The following is a 17,442-nucleotide window of genomic DNA, read 5'->3' on the forward strand; positions in this document are numbered from 1 at the left end:
TCAGACCGCCGGCGCCTCCGTCCAGCCTCCGGCCAGGGCCTTGAACAGGGCGATCTGATAGGTCGTCACCAGGGCGTCCGAGCTGGCCAACTGGGCGTCGGCGGCGGCCAGGGTGCGCTCGGCGTCCAGCACCGGCAGGAAGCTGTCGGCGCCGGCATCGAAACGCAGCCGCGACAGGCGCACCGCAGTCGCGGCCTCGTCCCGGGCGGCCTGAAGCGCGGCGCGGCGATCCAGTTCGCGGGCGTAGGTGGCCAGCGCCGTCTCGGTTTCCTGCAGGGCGACCAGCACCGTCTGATCGAAGGTGGCCAGCGCCGCGTCGGACAGGGCGCCGGCCTGTTCGATCCGCGCCCGGGCGGCGAAGACGTTCGGGAACGACCAGCTGATCAGCGGCCCGACCGAAAAGCGGAAGGACCCGTCGTCGCCCAGGTCGCCGGCGTCCAGAGCCGTCGATCCCACCGAGCCGCCAAGGGAGATACGCGGGAAGAGGTCGGCGGTGGCCACGTTCACCCGCGCCGCGGCGGCGGCGAGGTCGCGCTCGGCGCGGGCCACGTCGGGTCGACGCGCCAGCAGCTGGGCGCCGTCACCGACCGGGATCGGCTGGGTCAGCTGCGGCGGGCGGGCGCAGGCGCGGGCGGCCTGACTGGCCTCGGCGGGAGTGACCCCGGTCAGGGTGGCCAGGCGGAACAGCGCGCCGTCGCGCTGGGCCACCAGGGGCGGCAGCGCGGCCCGACTCGATTGCAGCGCCGAACGGGCGCGGGCCACGTCCAGGCCATTGCCCGAGCCGGCGTCGAGCAGGGTCTGGGTCAGGCGCGCGGTGTCGGCCTGCAGTTCGATGGTGCGCTCGGCGACGGCGATCTGGGCGTTCGACGAGCAGGCGTCGGCATAGGCCCGCGCGGTCTCGGCCGCGACCGTGACCCGCACCACGTCCAGCGCCGCCGCCACCGCGTCGGCGTCGGCCTGGGCGGCGCGGATCGAAGCGCCGACCCGGCCGAACAGGTCGATCTCATAGGCGACGTCCAGTCCGACGTCATAGACCTCGGTCTCGTCCAGAGGCTCGCCGGTCGTCGGCTGGCCCGGAATGCTGAACGACGAGCTCGACTGGCGGCCGTAGGTCACCCCCGCGCTGGTGGTGGTGGTCGGCAGCCGGGCGGTCCGCGCCTGGCTCAGGGCCGCGCGAACGGCGCGCAGATTGGCCTCGGCCGCCTCCAGCTCATTGTTCTCGGCGAGCGCCTGCAACACCAGGGCGTCCAGCGCCGGGTCGGCGTAGAGACGCCACCAGTCGTCGCGGGCTTCGGCGGTGGTGATGGCCGGCGTCTCGGTGGCGAACCCCTCGGTTCCGACGAAGGCGCCAGTTCCGCTGGGAGGCACAGTCGGAACCGGCGGCTTGGGGCCCACCGCGCAGGCGGCGAGCAGGGCCGCGGCCGACACGGCCAGCAGGGTCGGGCGCGCGGCCCGTGTCGACGGAATGCGGATCATCGGGTCTCTCCCACCGGCTGATCGTCGGCGGATTCGTGCGGCGGCAGGCCGTAGCTGGTCGGGATGTGACGCTCCTTCTCCGGCGCCTTGGGCATCTTGCCGGCGAGCCAGCGACAGACGACGTAGAACACCGGGGTGAAGATCAGGCCGAAGAAGGTCACGCCCAGCATGCCCGACACCACGGCGGTGCCCAGCGACTGGCGCATTTCGGCGCCCGGACCCGTCGCCAGCATCAGCGGCATCACGCCGAAGATGAAGGCGAAGGAGGTCATCAGGATCGGCCGCAGGCGGGTGCGCGCGGCGCGGACGGCGGCGTCGAAGCGGTTGAGGCCGTCGTTCTCCTCGGCCTGTTTGGCGAACTCCACGATCAGAATGGCGTTCTTGGCCGCCAGGGCGATCAGCACCACCAGTCCGACCTGGACCAGGATGTTGTTGTCCAGCCCGGCCAGATTGACCCCGATCATCGCCGCCAGGATGCACATCGGCACGATCAGCACGACCGCCAGCGGCAGGGTCAGCGCCTCGTACTGAGCCGCCAGCACCAGGAAGACGAAGATGACCGCCATCAGGAACACCAGGCTAGCGCCGCCCGCCGACTGCTTCTCCTGCAGGGCCAGGCCGGTCCACTCGAAGCTGAATCCGTCGGGCAGGGTCTGGGCGGCCATGCCCTCCATGATCTCCAGCGCCTCGCCGGACGACACGCCGGGCGCGGCCTGCCCCTGCAGCGACGCCGCCGGGAACAGGTTGTAGCGCACGATCCTGGACGGTCCGGAATCGTCCCTGAGGGTCGCGATCGAGCCCAGCGGCACCATCGCGCCGGAGGCCGAGCGGGTCTTCAGATTGGCGATGTCGGCCAGGTCGTCGCGCGCCGTCGGCTCCGCCTGGGCGGTCACCCGGAAGGTGCGGCCGAGCAGGTTGAAGTCATTGATGTAGGACGAGCCGAGATAGACCCCCAGCGTCGAGAAGACGTCGTTGGGCTGGACCCCCATCATCAGCGCCCGGTCGCGATCGACGTCGGCGGTGATGCGCGGCGAGCCGGTGTTGTAGGTCGAGAACACCTGCTGCACGTCGGTGGGCGCCTGGGCGGCGGCGCCCATCATGGCGAAGGTGGCCCCCTCCAGCGCGCGATAGCCGCCGCCGGAGGTGTCCTGGATCATCATCTCGAAGCCGTTGCCCGTTCCGAGACCCTGGACGGCCGGGGGGGCGATGACGAAGATCTGCGCCTCCTCGATGCCCGAGGTGGCGCCGGTGATGGCGCCGGCCAGGGAGGCGGCGGTCAGCTCGGCGCTCTCGCGATCGGCGAACTCGTCCAGGCGCACGAAGATGGTCGCGGCGTTGGAGCCGAACGAGAAGCTGGTGCCGTCCAGGCCGGCGAAGGCCACGGTGCCGTCGACGCCCTCGGTCTGGCTGATCACCTCATAGGCGCGCTCCATCACCGCCTCGGTGCGGGCCAGAGACGAGCCCGGCGGCAGTTGGACCACGCCGATCAGCGTGCCCTGGTCCTGATCGGGAATGAACCCTGTCGGGGTGTCGATCACCCGCCAGGCGGTTACGGCCAGAAGGCCGGCGTAGACCACCAGCATGATGGTCACCATCCGCACCAGGCGTCCGGTCAGGCGGCCATAGCGGTCCGACAGCCAGTCGAAGCCCTGGTTGAACTTGCGGCCGGCCCAGCCGAGCCGATAGGCGACCTCGCCGATCGGGCCCTTCTTGCGCGTGCCGTCATGCGGCTTGTGCGGCTTGAGCAGCAGGGCCGCCATGGCCGGCGACAAGGTCAGCGACACCAAGAGCGACACCGCCGAGGCCGTGGCGATGACCACCGCGAACTCGCGATAGAAGATGCCGGGAATGCCGGGCACGAACATGGTCGGCACGAACACCGAGATCAGCACCAGGCCGATGGCGATCAGCGCGCCGGACACCTCCTGCATGGAGCGGTGGGCGGCCTCCTTGGGCGTCAACCCCTCGCGGATGTAGCGCTCGACGTTCTCGACCACGACGATGGCGTCGTCGACCACGATGCCGACGGCCAGGACCAGGGCGAACAGGCTCAGCGAGTTGATCGAGAAGCCCAGCGCCAGTTGCACCGCGAAGGTCGCCACCAGCGCCACCGGGATGGCCACGATGGGAATGATGGCGGCCCGCCAAGTCTGCAGGAACACCACGACCACGATGACGACCAGGAAGATCGCCTCGATCAGCGTGTGCTGAACCGACTCGACCGAGGCCGCGACGAACTCCGTGGGATTGTAGGGGACCGAGATGGCCATGCCCTGGGGCAGTTCGGCCTCGACGGCGGCGATCTCGTCCAGCACGCGGCCGGCGGTTCCGAGCGCATTGGCGCCCGGCTGCTGGATCACGGCGATGCCGACGCCGCGCTGGCCGTCGAAATAGCCGTTGATGCCGTAGTCCTGGGCGCCCAGCTCGACGCGGGCGACGTCGCGCACGCGGGTGACGCGCCCCTCGGCGTCGGTCTTGATCACGACGTCGGCGAACTGTTCCGGCGTATCGAGGCGACCCTGGACCTGCACCGGCAGTTGGAAGGCCGCGGCGCTGGTGGCGAAGGGCGGCTGGCCGATGGCGCCTGCGGCTGCCTGGACGTTCTGGGCCCGCAGGGCGTTGACGATGTCTGGGCCGGTCATGCCGCGCGCGGCGGCCTTGGCCGGGTCGATCCAGACCCGCATGGAGTAGTTGCCGCCGCCGAACACCTGGACGTTGCCGACGCCCTCGAGGCGCAGCAGACGGTCCCGCAGCTGGGAGTTGGCGTAGTTGCCGACGTAGTCGTTATCCAGGCTCTGATCCGGCGAGGTCAGGCCGATGATCATCAGGAAGCCGGATTCCTGCTTGTTCACCGTGACGCCGATCTGGCGCACCTGCTCGGGCAGGCGCGGCTCGGCCAGGGCGACGCGATTCTGCACCAGCACCTGGGCCGCATCCAGGTCGGTGCCCGGCTGGAAGGTCACGGTGATTCCGACCGTGCCGTCCGAGGTCGAGGACGAGGACAGATACAGCATGCCCTCGACGCCGTTGACCTCCTGCTCGATCGGGGCGGCGACGGTCTCGGCCACGGTCTCGGCCGAGGCGCCCGGATAGGCGGTGTTGATCGTGATCGTCGGCGGCGCGATCTCCGGATACTGCGACAGCGGCAGCAGCGGATAGGCGAAGACGCCGATCAGGGTGATGAACACCGCGATCACGGCCGCGAAGATCGGCCGGTCGATGAAGAAGCGGGAAATGTTCATGATTCAGGGGTCCGCGCTCAGTCGCCCGACGCCAGGGCGCCGGTGAAACTGGCGCTCGACGCGGGAGCGGCCTGGGTGACGGGCTGCGGCGTTTCCTGGGCGACGGGCTGGATCCGGCCGTTCTGGGCCTGCACCTTCACGCCAGGCTGCTGCACGCGCTGCAGGCCGGAAATGACCACGCGATCGTTGGCGGAAAGGCCGGAGCGGATCACGCGCAGACCCTGGACCACCGGGCCCAGCTGGACCGGCTTGGGCGCGACCGAGCCGTCGGCGGCGACCACGTAGACCACCCGGCGGGCGGCGTCGGTCGCAATGGCGGCGTCGGGCACCAGCATGGCCTGATAGCTGCCGGACCCGGCCAGCCGGCCCTGGCCGAACATGCCGGGCTTCAGGAAGCCGTCGGCATTGGGAACCACGGCCCGCAACCGCACCACCCCGGAGGCGGGGTCGATGGCGTTGTCGGTGAAGTCGAGCGTGCCGGTGCGCGAATATTCCGCCTCGTCCTGCAGCCGCACCTGGATCGGCGCGGCGCCTTCGCGGGCCTGGCGCTGGTACTTCAGCAGCACCGCCTCGGAGCCCTCGAACACGAAATGGATCGGGCTGGAGGACACGATGGTGGTCAGGATGTCGCCTGCCGACGAGCCGCCGGCGACGACATTGCCGGGGTCGATCCGCCGGTCCGACACGCGGCCCGAGATCGGGGCGGTGACGCGGGTGAACTCAAGCTCGAGCTGACGCGCGCGGATGGCGGCGTTGGCCGAGGCCACGGCCGCCTCGGCCTGTTCGACGGCGCCGCGGCGCGTATCGGCCTCGGCCTGGCTGATGGCCTGGCTGGACAACAGGGTCTCGGCGCGGGTCAGTTCCGACTGGGCCAGGCTGAGCTGGGCCTGGGCCTGGCTCAGCTGGGCCCGCGCGGCGTTGAGCGCCGCCTGGGCCGGGCGAGGATCGAGGGTGAACAGCAATTGGCCGCGACGCACATAGTCGCCGTCCGAGAAGTGGACGTTCTGGATGTAGCCGCCGGCGCGGGCGCGGACGTCGACCGTCTGGGGGGCCTCGAAACGACCGGAGAAATCGTCCCACTCCTCGACCTGCTGGACCAGGGGCGTGGCCACGGTGACCTGGGGCGCGGGCGGGGCGCCGCCTTCGGCCGGGCGCGAGCAGCCCTGCAGGGCCACGACGCCCAGCGCCGTCGCCACAGCGATCATCAGCTTGCGCATTCGCGCGTCTCCGTCGTCTGGGGAACCTTGGGGAGGAACCGGGGTGTGCGGGCCGTCATGAAGAGTCGCGGCCCTGTCATCAGGCGATGACTTGTATCGCAGGCGCGAAGGTTGTCAACAGCTGATGACAAGTCCATAAGGGTCGCAAGGTCATTAACTCTCGGACAGGAAACGCCGCCCTTGAGGCCCTGCTATCCGCGGCCGCGCAACGCCGAAGCCACGCGCGCCGACATCCTGCTCACCGCTCGCAAGCGGTTCGCCCGCGACGGCTACGACGAGGTCGGGCTGCGCGACATCGCGCGTGAGGTCGGTGTGGATGCCGCCCTGATCAGCCGCTATTTCGGATCCAAGGAGGATCTGTTCCTCCAGGTCATGCAAAGCTGCGACAACGGCGAGGGCTTCATGCTGGGCGATCGCGCCACCTGGGGTCGGCGCATCGCCGAACAGGTGATGACCAAGCCCAAGCCCGAATCCAAGATGGACAGCCTGCCGATCATGCTGCGCTCGCTCGGCTCGGCAAAGGCGATGGAGATCATCGGCCGGTCGAGCGACGAGCGGTTCTTTCGCCCCCTGATCGAATGGATGGGTGGCAAGGACGCCGAGGTCCGCGCCCGCCTGGCCGCCAGCGTGGTTATGGGCGTGGCCATGGGCAAGGAGATCACCGGCGGCCTGCCGCTGGACGACGACGCCAAGGCGCGGTTCACCACCCGCTTCGCCCGCCTGCTGCAGTCGCTGCTCGACGACGAGGACTGCTGAGCCGGGGTCAGTGCCCGCCGTCGGGATAGGGGCTGGTGACCTCCAGAGCGATCATGCCCGGCAGCGCCTCACCCAGACCCGCGAGGATGAACTGGATCGCCAGGGCGCACAGGATCAGGCCCAGCACCCGCACCACGATCGCCATGCCGACCTCGCCCAGCAGCCGGTGGATCGGGCCGGTCAGGGCGAAGATGGCGAAGGTCACCACGCCGGCCGCCAGGATCGCCGCCATGCCGGCGACCGTGCCCTGGTAGCCGATAGCCTGGGCCTCACCCGCCTGGATGATGATGGTCGAGATCGCGCCGGGCCCGATCATCAGAGGCATGGCGAAGGGCACCACCAGCCGCTGAAACCGCCGTCGCGCATAGCCGCGCACGTCGCCGGCGTCCTTCAGCGCGTCGGGGTCGGCGAAGCTCTCCAGAAAATTCTCCCGCGCCATATCGAGACCCAGCAGCAGCAGGAGGATGCCACCGGCGATACGGAATGCCGCCAGCGAGATGCCGAAGAATTCCAGCAGCCCCAGACCGGTGAAAAAGAAGAAGCTGAGGAAGACGACGACGAACAGGCACAGCAGGGCGCTGACCCCGCGCCGCTGAGCGCCCGAGGCGCCGGCCGTGGCCGCCGCGAAGATCGGAATGTTGCCGATCGGGTCGATCAGGGCGAACAGCGCCACGAACAGGTTGACCCCCAGGTCGACGGCGTTCATCTGGACCCCCGGCGCGACCGCACCCCGCGTGCGTGCTTCGATTATGGCTCTGCTTAGCCGTTCGCCGGGAGATCGTCGATGACCGAAACCGTGACAGCCGATCCACGCCTGATCGTCGGGCTGGACCTGCCGTCGGTTGATGCGGCCGAGGCCATGACCGAGCGGCTCGACGGCGTGATCACCTCATGGAAGGTCGGGCTGACCCTGCTGGCCCGGCCAGGTGGCGTCGCGTTCGCCCACCGGCTGCGCGAACGCGGCTGCCAGGTCTTTCAGGACTGGAAGCTGCACGACATCGGGGCCCAGGTCGAAGGCGCCGCCCGCGCCGTCGCCGAGGGCGGCTGCGACTGGCTGACGGTCCACGCCGAACCGCAGGTGATGCGCGCGGCGATCGCCGGGCGTGGCGATCATCCGACCGCCCTTCTGGCCGTCACGGTCCTGACCAGCCTGTCCGACGCGGATCTGGCCGAGATCGGTTACGCCCATACCGCCTCCGACCTCGTGGCGCGCCGCGTGCGCCAGGCGTTGGAAGCCGGCGTCGACGGCGTCGTCTCCAGCCCGCTCGAAGCCGCCCGCGCCCGCGCCCTGGCCACCGAGGCCGGCCGGCCGGATTTCCTGGTGGTCACCCCCGGCGTGCGCCCCGCCGGCGCCGAGGTCGGCGACCAGCAGCGGGTCGCGACGCCCGCCAAGGCGCTCCAGTCCGGGGCCAGCCATCTGGTCGTCGCCCGCCCCATCGTCGCTGCCGCCGATCCGAAAGCGGCGGCGGAGGCCATCGTGCGCGAGATGGCGACCGCCGCGCTTCGAAGGGCCTGAGCGATCAGCACACCTGCCCGGCGGCCCAGCCGGACGACCAGGCCCACTGAAAATTATAACCGCCCAGCCAGCCGGTGACGTCCACCGCCTCGCCGATGAAATACAGGCCCGGCTGACCGCGCGCCTGCATGGTCTTCTGGTCCAGCGCCGCGGTATCGACGCCGCCCAGGGTGACCTCGGCGGTGCGATAGCCCTCAGATCCGACCGGCTTGACGGTCCAGCGCCGCACCGCCTCATCCAGCCGACGCAGGGTCTTGTCCGGCGCGTCCGCCAAGGTCGCCGGGGCCCCTTCCGCCGTGCTCATCGTTTCCGCCAACCGCTTCGGCACCACCCGCGACAGCGCCGTCGCCACCGCCTGTCGGCCATTGTCGGCCCGCTCGCTTTTCAGGCGCCCGAACACGTCGACACCGGGCGCCATGTCCAGCGTGATCGCCTCGCCTTCGCGCCAGTAGGAGCTGATCTGCAGGATGGCCGGGCCGCTGAGGCCGCGATGGGTGAACAGCATGGCTTCCCTGAACGCCCCTTTTCGCCCTCCCTCTCCGGCCCGCGCCTCGACATCGACCGCGACCCCCGCCAGCGGCTTCAGCCGCTCCAGCAGGCCGGGCTCGAAGGTCAGGGGAACCAGGGCCGGTCGCGTCTCCACCAAAGGAAGGTCGAACCGCCGCGCCACGTCATAGGCCCAGCCTGTCGCCCCCATCTTGGGGATCGACTTGCCGCCGGTTGCGACGACCAGGGACGAGCAGGCGATCGTCCGCCCGTCGCTGGTCACCAGCCGAAAGCCCTCGCCATCGCGCTCTAGCGTGTCCACGGCCGCGCCCAGCCGCAGGTCCCCTTGCGCCGCTCTCAAATCATCGACGAGCATCTGCACGATCTGTTTGGCCGAGCCGTCGCAGAACAGTTGACCCAGGGTCTTCTCGTGCCAGGCGATGCCGGCCCGGTTCACGCGGTCTACGAAGTCGTGCTGAGTGTAGCGTCGCAGCGCCGACAGGGCGAAGCGTGGGTTGCTCGACAGAAAGGCGTGCGGTCCCACGCCCAGATTGGTGAAGTTGCAGCGCCCCCCGCCCGAGATACGGATTTTCTCGCCCGGAGCCCGCGCGTGGTCCAGCACCACCACCGACCGCCCCCGCCGCCCGGCCTCGATCCCGCACATCAGCCCGGCCGCCCCGGCGCCGACGACGCAGACGTCGATGTTGCGGACAGGCTCGGCCAAACGCGATTTCCTTTTGGCGGTCGCGCCATTGAGACGCGGGAACGCCTCGCCTAGACAGGTCCGCGATGTCAGAGCAAGCCGCCTCGCCTTCGCCGGTCGCCCCTGTCGCCACCGGCGGCGTGGTCACCGCAGCCATCCAGACACACTATCAGGACACCATCCAGATATCGCGCGGCCAGGCCACGGTGATCGGATCTGCGATTGCGGGTCGCGGTCCCGGCGCCAAGGTCCTGGTGTTCGGGTGCGGCAACGACAGCCCGCTCTGGGCGGCGATGAATCCCGGCGGCGAGACCGTTTTTCTGGAGAATCACCGCACTTGGCTTCCTGAGGCGCGCGAGCGGTTCCCGGATCTCGATATTCGGGAGATCAGCTATCGCGGCCGCACGGTAGCCGACAGTCTCCCGATCGACGAGGCGGAGTTGGCGCGTTTCCCCGTGCCCGACGTCATCGCAAGCGCCGCGTGGGACGTCATACTGGTGGACTCGCCCATGGGCTCGAAGCCTGCGATGCCGGGGCGTAGTCTCTCGATCTATTGGTCGCATCGCGTAGCCACTGAGAGCACTCACGTCTTCGTCGACGACTACCGCCGCCCACTCGAGCGGGCCTATGCCGACCACTTCTTCCGCAGCCGGCGCCCCTGGAATATCGAGGTGCCGCGCGTGCTGCGCCACGGGATTCGAAACGCCGGCGTCATGCTCTGGTCGGTGGGCGTATGAGCCTCCGTCGCCTGGCGCTCGCCATTCACGGAGCGGTCTCGACCTCGGGACCGCCTGAGCCGCGCACCGCTCTGATCTTCGTGCTGAACTCGGCGTTTCTCCGACCCTTTCACGTCCTGGCCTATTCGCTGGCCCGGGTTCGAACCCTGACAAAATATCCGATCATTGTGATCAGCGAGGACGCGGCGGTGTTCCGCGACCCATTGGTCAGGGCCGTGACCGATCACCAGATTCTGGCCGGACCGGAGCAGATCGCCGAGTTCGCCAATATCTCTCCGGAACGGGTTCGAGAGGATCTGCGAAAGGGCTGGATCGCCAAATACACCTTCCTCAAGTGGCTGGTGTTCCAGGATTACGGCTACGACCGGCACATCTACATCGACGCCGACATCGTCGCTCTGAACGATTGTGAACACCTCGCGGCGCTCAGCGAGCACGATCTCTACGGCGCGCCCGTATTCAAGCGCGACCTGATCATCGACGAGACCGGCGCGCGTCGTCCGGTGGTCGAGCGCGAACAGCGGATGTCCGCCTTTCTGGCCGACGGCAATGAGCGGTCGCTGAACAGCGGGGTAATGGTGATCAATCGCCGCGCCATGGAGCCCGAGTTCCGTGCCGGCCTGATCGCCACGGCCGAGAGCAAGCCCTATACGGTCGAGCAGGCCGTGGTGCGGGATTTCATCCGGCGATCGGACCGCTATTCAATGGGCGCGCTGTCGTCGTACGACAACTTCAACCACGGCTTCCTGGCCTCGCTGTCGGCGCCGACCCAGCTGAAGCATCTCGATCGGGTTCGCCTGCTCCACTATGTCGGCGCGGACAAGAAGCCCTGGAACGCCGCCTACATCGACGATCCGACGCGGATCGAGCGGCTGACGGATTCTCTGTGGCGGATCCTCGAGCGGGAATCGCGGACCGCCTCTCCCCTGACCCGCCGCGCCGCCCAGCGCCTCGACCGGCTAGAGAAGCGCGCCGCGTCGCCTGCGGTCGAGGAGGCCGTCGAGGATCAGTTGTAAAGGCTGGCACGATCCAACGGCAAGCCGCTGGCGCCCGGCCGGCGCTTCTGGCCCACCGTCTGATAGACCAGGACCGCGCCGCGCTCGAACCCCTTGGCGAACAGGGCGAAGTAGATTTCCCACAATCGGGTGCGGGCCTCTCCGGCCTCGACAATGGCCTGGGCGCGATTATCGGAGAGACGCTGGCACCAGTGGCGCAGCGTCAGCTCGAAATGCTCGCGCATGTCCTCGACGTCCAGCACCTCGAAGCCCAGTCGGCCCATGTTGGTCACCGTCATGCCGATGGTGTCCAGCTCGCCGCCCGGGAAGATGAAGCGCGTGATGGCGGCGGTGGTGGCGGTCGGCTTCAAGGCGTCGCGGCCGCCCCGACGCACCGAGGCCTGGTGGAAGTACAGGCCGCGCGGCTTGAGCAGCTTGAGCACCGTCTCGAAGTGCCGCTCGTGGTTGGCGAAGCCGACGTGCTCGAACATCTCCACCTGGGACACGGCGTCATAGGCGCCCGGCGCGTCGATGTCGCGGTAGTCGCGCAGTTCCAGGGTGATGCGGTCTGACAGTCCCAGGCGCTCAACCCGGGCCCGGCCATAGTCCAACTGGGCCTGGGAGAGGGTGACGCCGTGGACCTCGACGCCATAGTTCTGGGCGGCCCAGCAGGCGAGACCGGCCCAACCGCAGCCGATGTCGAGCAGCTTCTGTCCCGGCTTCAGGCGCAGTTTCTTGCAGATCCGGTCCAGCTTCTCGGCCTGGGCCTCCTCCAGGCTGACCTCGGCGTCGGTGAAATAGGCGCTGGAATAGACCATGCGCGGATCCAGGAAGAGGCCGTAGAAGTCGTTGGAGACATCGTAGTGGAACTGGATGAAATCCTGGTCCTTGCGGCCCTTGCGCGCAGCGCCGATGCCGTCCTCCCCGGTGGCGTCGAAGGCCGGCAGGGGGCGGACGCGATCCTCCTTCATGGTCAGGAAGGGCACGGCCTGGCGGGCCAGGAACAGCTTGTCGACACGCTTGGCCAGATGGACCGCGCGGCCGTGGTCCCAGCGGTCGGCGGCCTCCATCGGACTGCCGCCCTCGATGCCGAGTTCGCCCGAGGCCACCAGTTCGAACAGGGTCATGATGCCGGGCTTGAGCAGCAGGCGGCGGACCACGCCGGGGTGGGCGACCGTCAGCTGGATGTCGTCGCGGGCGTTCGGCCCCAGCGGCAGAACCTCGCCGTTCCACAGGCGGATCGACAGGTCGGCCTGAAGGCGATCGGCCACATGGGCGACGATGCGGCGTGCGGCCTCCAGCGTCTTGTCGGTCATGGGCGGGCTCCGGCGGGCGATGGACGGGTCGAGACGGTCGCCTTCGCTTAGCGCGGCCCGGGGCGGGCGGCCAAGCGTGATCCGACCGACACATCCCAAGGCCTGGCTGGGAAATCAGGGCATTCAGCCGGGTTTTCGTTGACTCCGGCGGGCGCCTGCGTATACACCGCCGCTCTTCGCCCGCGGGACCCCTCGCGGGCGCATACTTTTTTGCGTTAACGCCGAGGCTCAATATGTACGCGGTGATCAAGACCGGCGGCAAGCAATACCGGGTTCAACCTGGCGACGTGATCGTTGTCGAGAAGCTCGACGGCGACACCGGCGCGGACATCACGTTCGACGACGTCCTGATGCTGGGCGGCGACAAGGGCGTGACCCTGGGCGCGCCCCTGGTGGCCGGCGCCTCGGTCGCGGCCTCGCTGGTCGAAACCCGCAAGGGTGAGAAGATCAAGGTCTTCAAGAAGATCCGTCGTCAGGGCTATCGCCGCACCAACGGCCATCGCCAGATGGAATCGGTGCTGCGCATCACCGGCATCTCGGGCAAGGACGAGAACGCCAAGTGGGACGGCAAGGCCGAGACCCTGACGCTGGCCGAGAAGAACGCCCGCGCCCGCGGCCTGGCTCCCCGCGTGGAAGCCGAGGCCCCGAAAGCCAAGGCCAAGCCGGCCGCCCAGTCAGAGATCGCCGAAACCGAAGCCAAGGCTCCCAAGGCAGAAGCCAAGACGACCGAAACCAAGAAGGCCGCGGCTCCGAAGACCGCCAAGGCCGAAACCGCCGAGAAGCCCGCCGCCAAAAAGGCTCCGGCCAAGAAGGCCGATAAGGCCGGCGACGACGCCTAAGAATTCAGACCGCCTTCGGGCGACCAAGTAACGACCGCGCTCAAGCAGCGAGGCTCCGCGAGCCGAGCGATAGCGCCCAAGGAAGAGAGAGCATCCCATGGCTCACAAGAAATCCGGTGGTTCGTCGCGTAACGGGCGCGACTCCGAGTCGAAACGCCTCGGCGTAAAGAAGTTCGGCGGCGAGCAGGTGCTGGCCGGCAACATTCTCGTGCGCCAGCGCGGCACCACCTTCCATCCGGGCGACAACGTCGGCCTGGGCCGCGACCACACTCTGTTCGCTCTGAAGACCGGCGCGGTGAAATTCACCACCAAGCGTGGCGGCCGCTGTTACGTGTCGATTCTTAGCGCCGACATGCCGATGGCCGCCGAGTAGCGATCCGCCCTTTTCGGATCGCCGCTCTCAGAAGCCGCGATCCGGACCAGGGACATGTTTCCGCGGGGAGTCCGGGTCACCGGGCTCCCCGTTTTCGTTTCCCCGCGCCGAACCGCCCCGGACCCTGACGGATACAGGAGGGCGGACAGTCTGCGGAGGGGCGCCCATGTGCGTCATCGAAACAACCCCGGTCCTGGCCACGCGGCGCCTGACCCTTCGCGCGCCCGCGCCCGAGGACGCGGCGACGATCGCGCGCCTGGCGTCCGATCCGGCCATCGCGCGCAACACCACCCGCATGCCCAGCCCCTACGGGCTCGAGGACGCCAACGCCTTCGTCACCGCCGTAGCCGCGCAGGATCCGAAGGCGGGCTACACCTTTCTGTTGGATCACGACGACCACGGCCCGGTCGGGGTGATCGGCGTCTTCTATTCCAACGATCCCTTGCCCGAAATCGGTTACTGGATCGGCCAGCCGTACTGGGGTCGAGGCTTGGCCACGGAGGCGGTGGACGGCCTGGTGCAGTGGGCCTCCAGGCGCTGGGGCAAGAGGGCCCTGCTATCGGGGCATTTCACCGACAACCCGGCCTCCGGGCGCGTGCTGGACAAGGCAGGATTTCTGCCCACCGGCGAGGTCCGCCCGCAATTCAGCCGCGCCCGGGGCGAGCCCGTCGCCACCCGAATGATGATCTGGATGGCCTGACTGTCGGGTCAGTTTGGCGAGCGATCCAGACTGGCGCGCTGCAGCCGGGCCTCTTGCGCCTCGGCGATGCAGCGCGGCGTTTCCCAGCTCTCGCCGCGCCGGGCGGCGTCGCGCGCCTCCTCCGCGGTCAAAAATACGGGCTCCTGGCCGAACTCGCGCCGGAAAGCGACACGGGTGTCACGGTCGTTGGCGCACACCATCAAAGGACGGTCGCCTTGATCCGTCTGCGGACGATCCTGCGCCGCCACGCCGGAAGTCATTGAAATCGCGATGATCGTCAGAGCGACGGCTGCGGCTGTGGTCTTTTTCATGCTCATCCTCCCAGCCCCTCGCAGGGCGCTTCAGGAGACGAGGATGAGCTCTTTGACGGTTCTGTAAACCCTGAGCGACAAATTCGTGACACTCCGTTTGCGGAGCATTTTCAGCGCCCTAGATCAGACCGGCGCCGGACGCGAAAACGACCGCGACGGCCCCGCCGCCCAGAATGACGGCCGCCAGGGCGCCGCCGACAAAGGCCATAACCATGCGCGCGCGGCGTTTGCGAAACCCGCCCGGCTTCAGCTCGGCGACATGATAGGCCCCGGATTTCTGGAAGGCCTCGGACCCGACGATGTTGTGGCGCATGGGCGTCTCCCCCTTCGTACGATCGGGGAGTGAGGTTTCATCCGGGTAGGGCCGAAAAAGGGCGATCCGCGCTCGTCGAACTCCGCGCCTCGCCGCGATCAGTTCAGGGTAAGTTCGGCCGTTCCGTTCGACCGCGTCACCACCCGCCGCATCAGCACCACAGGCTCGCCGCCGCCGGGCTGGACCGGGGCGATCACAAACCACTCGCCGGCCGGCAGACCCCGAAAGGCGAAGCGGCCGTCGGCATCGCAGGCGGTCGAGCGAACATAGGGCGGATAATCGGGGTCGGCCGCCTCGACGGTGCGCGCCCGCACCACCGACGCCGGAACCGCCGCCCGCTCGATCGAGCCGTACAGAGTGTTGAAGCGGTGCCTTGTGTAGGGCGTAACCGGATTCAGTCCCACCGAGCCAGCGCAACGGTAGGCCTGGCCGCCGTCGGAGTAGCGCACGACACCGGCGATGGCGCTTTGGCCCGCCTGCTGCGACCAGGCGAAGTCGGCGGCGTTGAAGTCGCGGCTCATTGCGCCGCCATACATCGGCCCTGTCTGGGTCGGGGCGCAGGCCGCACCGGCGAGCGCCAAGCCGGCGGCGGCGAACAGGGCGAGGCGGGTCATGGCGACGGCTCCGGGACGCGAATGTCAGGGTCGGACCAGTCTACCCTCCTGAGCCTCTGCACGCCACCCTATCGCCCGGACATCGAACCGGCCTAGAAGGTCATCACAAGCCATTTCACGAGGCGTGATGAGCGTCACCTATGCCGACATCCTGGCCGCGCGCGAGCGCATCAAGGGTCAGGTCGACCACACTCCCACCCGCCATTCGCGCCGCCTGTCCGAGCTGACGGGGGCGGAGGTCTGGGTCAAATTCGACAACCTGCACTACACCGGCAGCTTCAAGGAGCGCGGCGCGCTCAATCGCCTGATGCTGCTGACCCCGGAAGAGCGGACGCGAGGCGTGGTGGCCGCCTCGGCCGGTAACCACGCCCAGGCCCTGGCCTATCACGGCGGTCGGCTGGGCGTGCCGGTGACCATCGTCATGCCCGAGGGCACGCCCTTCGTGAAGATCGACGGCACGCGCCGCCACGGGGCCGAGGTCGTTATCCACGGCGCCGACTTCACCGGCGCGACCGAGGAGGCCAAACGCCAGCAGGCCGAGCACGGCTACATCTTCGTTTCGGCTTTCGACGACGAGGGCATCGTCGCCGGCCAGGGCGTCTGCGCCGTCGAGTTCCTGGAGGACGCGCCCGAAATCGACACCCTGATCGTGCCGATCGGCGGCGGCGGCCTGATGGCCGGATGCGCTCTGGCCGCCAGGGCGATCAAGCCCGATATCGAGATCATCGGAGTTGAGGTGGCGATGTATCCGTCGTTCACGGCCAAGCGAAAGGGCGAGGAGCCGCGCTGCGGCGGCCAGACCATCGCCGAGGGTATCGCCGTCAAGGCTGTGGGCGACATCCCCTTCGCCATCGCCGATCCGCTGGTCGACGACATCATCGTCTGTGAAGAGGCCGATTTCGAAAAGGCGGTGGCCTTCTACGCCACTCTGGAAAAGACCGTGGCCGAAGGGGCCGGAGCCGGTGGCTTGGCGGCGTTGCTGGCCCACCCCGAACGCTTCAAGGGTCGCAAGGTTGGGCTGGTGCTGTGCGGCGGCAATATCGATGCGCGGATGCTGGCGGTGGTGCTGAACCGCGAGCTGGTGCGCGAGAAGCGGCTGGTGGTCTATCGCATCCTCGGCGACGATCGTCCGGGCATGCTGTCCAAGATGAGCGCGGTGATCGGCGGCCTGGGCGGCAACATCATCGACGTGGTCCACAACCGCCTGGCTCTCGACGTCCCCGCCAAGGGCGCGGAGTTTGACATCATGGTGGAGACCCGCGACGCCCACCACGCCGAGGAAATTCGCGAAGCCATGAAGGAGGCCGGCTATGACATGCGCATGGCTTAGGGGGGCGGCGCTGGCCGGCGTCCTGTTGCTGGCCGCCTGCGGGCGCGGAGGCGGCGATGATGTGGACGCAGGTGTGGCCGCCGAAAACCTCAGGGAAGCCGAGGCCTTCCTCGAGCGCAACGCCTCGGCCGATGGGGTCCAGACCCTGCCGTCAGGATTGCAGTACAAGGTAATCCGCGCCGCCCCCGAGGGCGCCGAGAGCCCCGACGGCAACGATCTGGTGCGGGTCCATTACGAAGGAGCCCTGATCGACGGCACGGTGTTCGACAGCTCCTATGAACGTGGCGCCCCCTATGTCACCACGCCCGAACAGGTCGTGGCCGGCTGGACCGAGGCCCTGCAGCGGATGAAGGTCGGCGACGAGTGGATGCTCTATGTGCCGCCCGCTCTAGGATATGAAGATCGCTGGCAGGGCCCGCAAATTCCGCCCAATTCGGTGCTGGTGTTCCGCATGGAGTTGCTGGCCGTGGCCAAGGCGCCGGGGGCGGGATCGGCCAACACCGCGCGGGTCTGACGCC

General features: G+C 68.7%; 18 protein-coding genes. 9 read left to right on the plus strand and 9 right to left on the minus strand.

Translation table 11 applies throughout. The features are described from left to right. From EES48_RS13240 to EES48_RS13250, 3 genes are read right to left on the minus strand one after another with little or no spacing between them, the layout of a single operon-like run. Positions 1 to 1,476 (minus strand): efflux transporter outer membrane subunit, encoded by a 1,476-nt coding sequence (locus EES48_RS13240; RefSeq protein ID WP_122468058.1) that lies wholly within the window; start codon positions 1,474 to 1,476, stop codon positions 1 to 3. Then, on the minus strand, positions 1,473 to 4,718 hold the full coding sequence (locus tag EES48_RS13245; protein WP_122468061.1) for an efflux RND transporter permease subunit: 3,246 nt from the start codon (positions 4,716 to 4,718) through the stop codon (positions 1,473 to 1,475). Before EES48_RS13245 ends, EES48_RS13240 begins: the two co-directional genes overlap by 4 nt. A gap of 17 nt (positions 4,719 to 4,735) precedes the next feature. Next, the gene (locus tag EES48_RS13250; RefSeq protein ID WP_122468064.1) at positions 4,736 to 5,935 is read right to left on the minus strand and encodes an efflux RND transporter periplasmic adaptor subunit; all 1,200 of its coding nucleotides are present in this window, start codon (positions 5,933 to 5,935) and stop codon (positions 4,736 to 4,738) included. Between the two features lie 180 nt (positions 5,936 to 6,115). Here EES48_RS13250 and EES48_RS13255 point away from each other — a divergent pair, with 180 nt between their 5' ends. Further along, a complete protein-coding gene (locus tag EES48_RS13255) occupies positions 6,116 to 6,691 on the plus strand; it encodes a TetR/AcrR family transcriptional regulator (protein WP_122468067.1) in 576 nt (191 codons plus the stop codon). 7 nt (positions 6,692 to 6,698) lie between these two features. Here the strand turns inward: EES48_RS13255 and EES48_RS13260 are convergent, their stop codons facing one another. Beyond that, positions 6,699 to 7,397, minus strand: a complete 699-nt coding sequence (locus EES48_RS13260) for a MarC family protein (RefSeq protein ID WP_122468071.1) — start codon at positions 7,395 to 7,397, stop codon at positions 6,699 to 6,701. Positions 7,398 to 7,487: 90 nt separating this feature from the next. Here EES48_RS13260 and pyrF point away from each other — a divergent pair, with 90 nt between their 5' ends. Then, the gene (pyrF, locus tag EES48_RS13265; RefSeq protein WP_122468264.1) at positions 7,488 to 8,207 is read left to right on the plus strand and encodes an orotidine-5'-phosphate decarboxylase; all 720 of its coding nucleotides are present in this window, start codon (positions 7,488 to 7,490) and stop codon (positions 8,205 to 8,207) included. 4 nt (positions 8,208 to 8,211) lie between these two features. Here pyrF and EES48_RS13270 read toward each other — a convergent pair whose 3' ends face one another. Next, positions 8,212 to 9,417: a BaiN/RdsA family NAD(P)/FAD-dependent oxidoreductase gene (locus EES48_RS13270; RefSeq protein WP_122468074.1), complete on the minus strand. Its 1,206-nt coding sequence runs from the start codon at positions 9,415 to 9,417 to the stop codon at positions 8,212 to 8,214. 65 nt (positions 9,418 to 9,482) lie between these two features. Between EES48_RS13270 and EES48_RS13275 the strand changes: the two genes are divergently transcribed. Both EES48_RS13275 and EES48_RS13280 read left to right on the plus strand, forming a co-directional pair. Next, positions 9,483 to 10,133, plus strand: a complete 651-nt coding sequence (locus EES48_RS13275) for a hypothetical protein (RefSeq protein ID WP_122468078.1) — start codon at positions 9,483 to 9,485, stop codon at positions 10,131 to 10,133. Beyond that, positions 10,130 to 11,149: a glycosyltransferase gene (locus tag EES48_RS13280; RefSeq protein WP_122468081.1), complete on the plus strand. Its 1,020-nt coding sequence runs from the start codon at positions 10,130 to 10,132 to the stop codon at positions 11,147 to 11,149. The genes EES48_RS13275 and EES48_RS13280 overlap by 4 nt, the downstream gene beginning before the upstream one ends. Here EES48_RS13280 and EES48_RS13285 read toward each other — a convergent pair. Further along, entirely contained in the window at positions 11,140 to 12,444 is a 1,305-nt protein-coding gene (locus EES48_RS13285; protein ID WP_122468085.1) for an SAM-dependent methyltransferase, read from the minus strand. The genes EES48_RS13280 and EES48_RS13285 overlap by 10 nt on opposite strands. A 233-nt stretch (positions 12,445 to 12,677) precedes the next feature. On the opposite strand from EES48_RS13285, the gene rplU reads away from it, so the two are divergent. From rplU to EES48_RS13300, 3 genes are all read left to right on the plus strand, one after another. Continuing rightward, the gene (rplU, locus tag EES48_RS13290; RefSeq protein WP_122468088.1) at positions 12,678 to 13,283 is read left to right on the plus strand and encodes a 50S ribosomal protein L21; all 606 of its coding nucleotides are present in this window, start codon (positions 12,678 to 12,680) and stop codon (positions 13,281 to 13,283) included. 97 nt (positions 13,284 to 13,380) lie between these two features. Further along, positions 13,381 to 13,656: a 50S ribosomal protein L27 gene (gene rpmA, locus EES48_RS13295; RefSeq protein WP_122468091.1), complete on the plus strand. Its 276-nt coding sequence runs from the start codon at positions 13,381 to 13,383 to the stop codon at positions 13,654 to 13,656. A 166-nt stretch (positions 13,657 to 13,822) separates the two neighbouring features. Beyond that, positions 13,823 to 14,356, plus strand: coding sequence for a GNAT family N-acetyltransferase (locus EES48_RS13300; protein ID WP_122468094.1), 534 nt, complete (start codon positions 13,823 to 13,825; stop codon positions 14,354 to 14,356). Positions 14,357 to 14,364: 8 nt separating this feature from the next. Here the strand turns inward: EES48_RS13300 and EES48_RS13305 are convergent, their stop codons facing one another. The 3 genes from EES48_RS13305 to EES48_RS13315 form a co-directional block, all read right to left on the minus strand. Then, a complete protein-coding gene (locus tag EES48_RS13305; protein ID WP_162998172.1) occupies positions 14,365 to 14,667 on the minus strand; it encodes a hypothetical protein in 303 nt (100 codons plus the stop codon). Between the two features lie 118 nt (positions 14,668 to 14,785). Continuing rightward, positions 14,786 to 14,980 carry a hypothetical protein gene (locus tag EES48_RS13310; RefSeq protein ID WP_122468100.1) on the minus strand — a complete coding sequence of 65 codons (195 nt, stop codon included), beginning with the start codon at positions 14,978 to 14,980 and terminating at the stop codon, positions 14,786 to 14,788. A 98-nt stretch (positions 14,981 to 15,078) separates the two neighbouring features. Then, the gene (locus tag EES48_RS13315) at positions 15,079 to 15,594 is read right to left on the minus strand and encodes a hypothetical protein (RefSeq protein WP_122468103.1); all 516 of its coding nucleotides are present in this window, start codon (positions 15,592 to 15,594) and stop codon (positions 15,079 to 15,081) included. A 127-nt stretch (positions 15,595 to 15,721) separates the two neighbouring features. On the opposite strand from EES48_RS13315, the gene EES48_RS13320 reads away from it, so the two are divergent. Together EES48_RS13320 and EES48_RS13325 are read left to right on the plus strand one after the other, a co-directional pair. After that, positions 15,722 to 16,924, plus strand: a complete 1,203-nt coding sequence (locus tag EES48_RS13320) for a threonine ammonia-lyase (protein ID WP_122468106.1) — start codon at positions 15,722 to 15,724, stop codon at positions 16,922 to 16,924. After that, positions 16,905 to 17,438, plus strand: a complete 534-nt coding sequence (locus EES48_RS13325) for a BamJ family beta-barrel-assembly machinery protein (protein ID WP_122468109.1) — start codon at positions 16,905 to 16,907, stop codon at positions 17,436 to 17,438. The genes EES48_RS13320 and EES48_RS13325 overlap by 20 nt, the downstream gene beginning before the upstream one ends. Positions 17,439 to 17,442: the final 4 nt, after the last annotated feature.

The organism is Brevundimonas lutea (genome assembly GCF_003704105.1).
In the GTDB taxonomy this organism is placed as follows: Bacteria; Pseudomonadota; Alphaproteobacteria; order Caulobacterales; family Caulobacteraceae; genus Brevundimonas; species Brevundimonas lutea.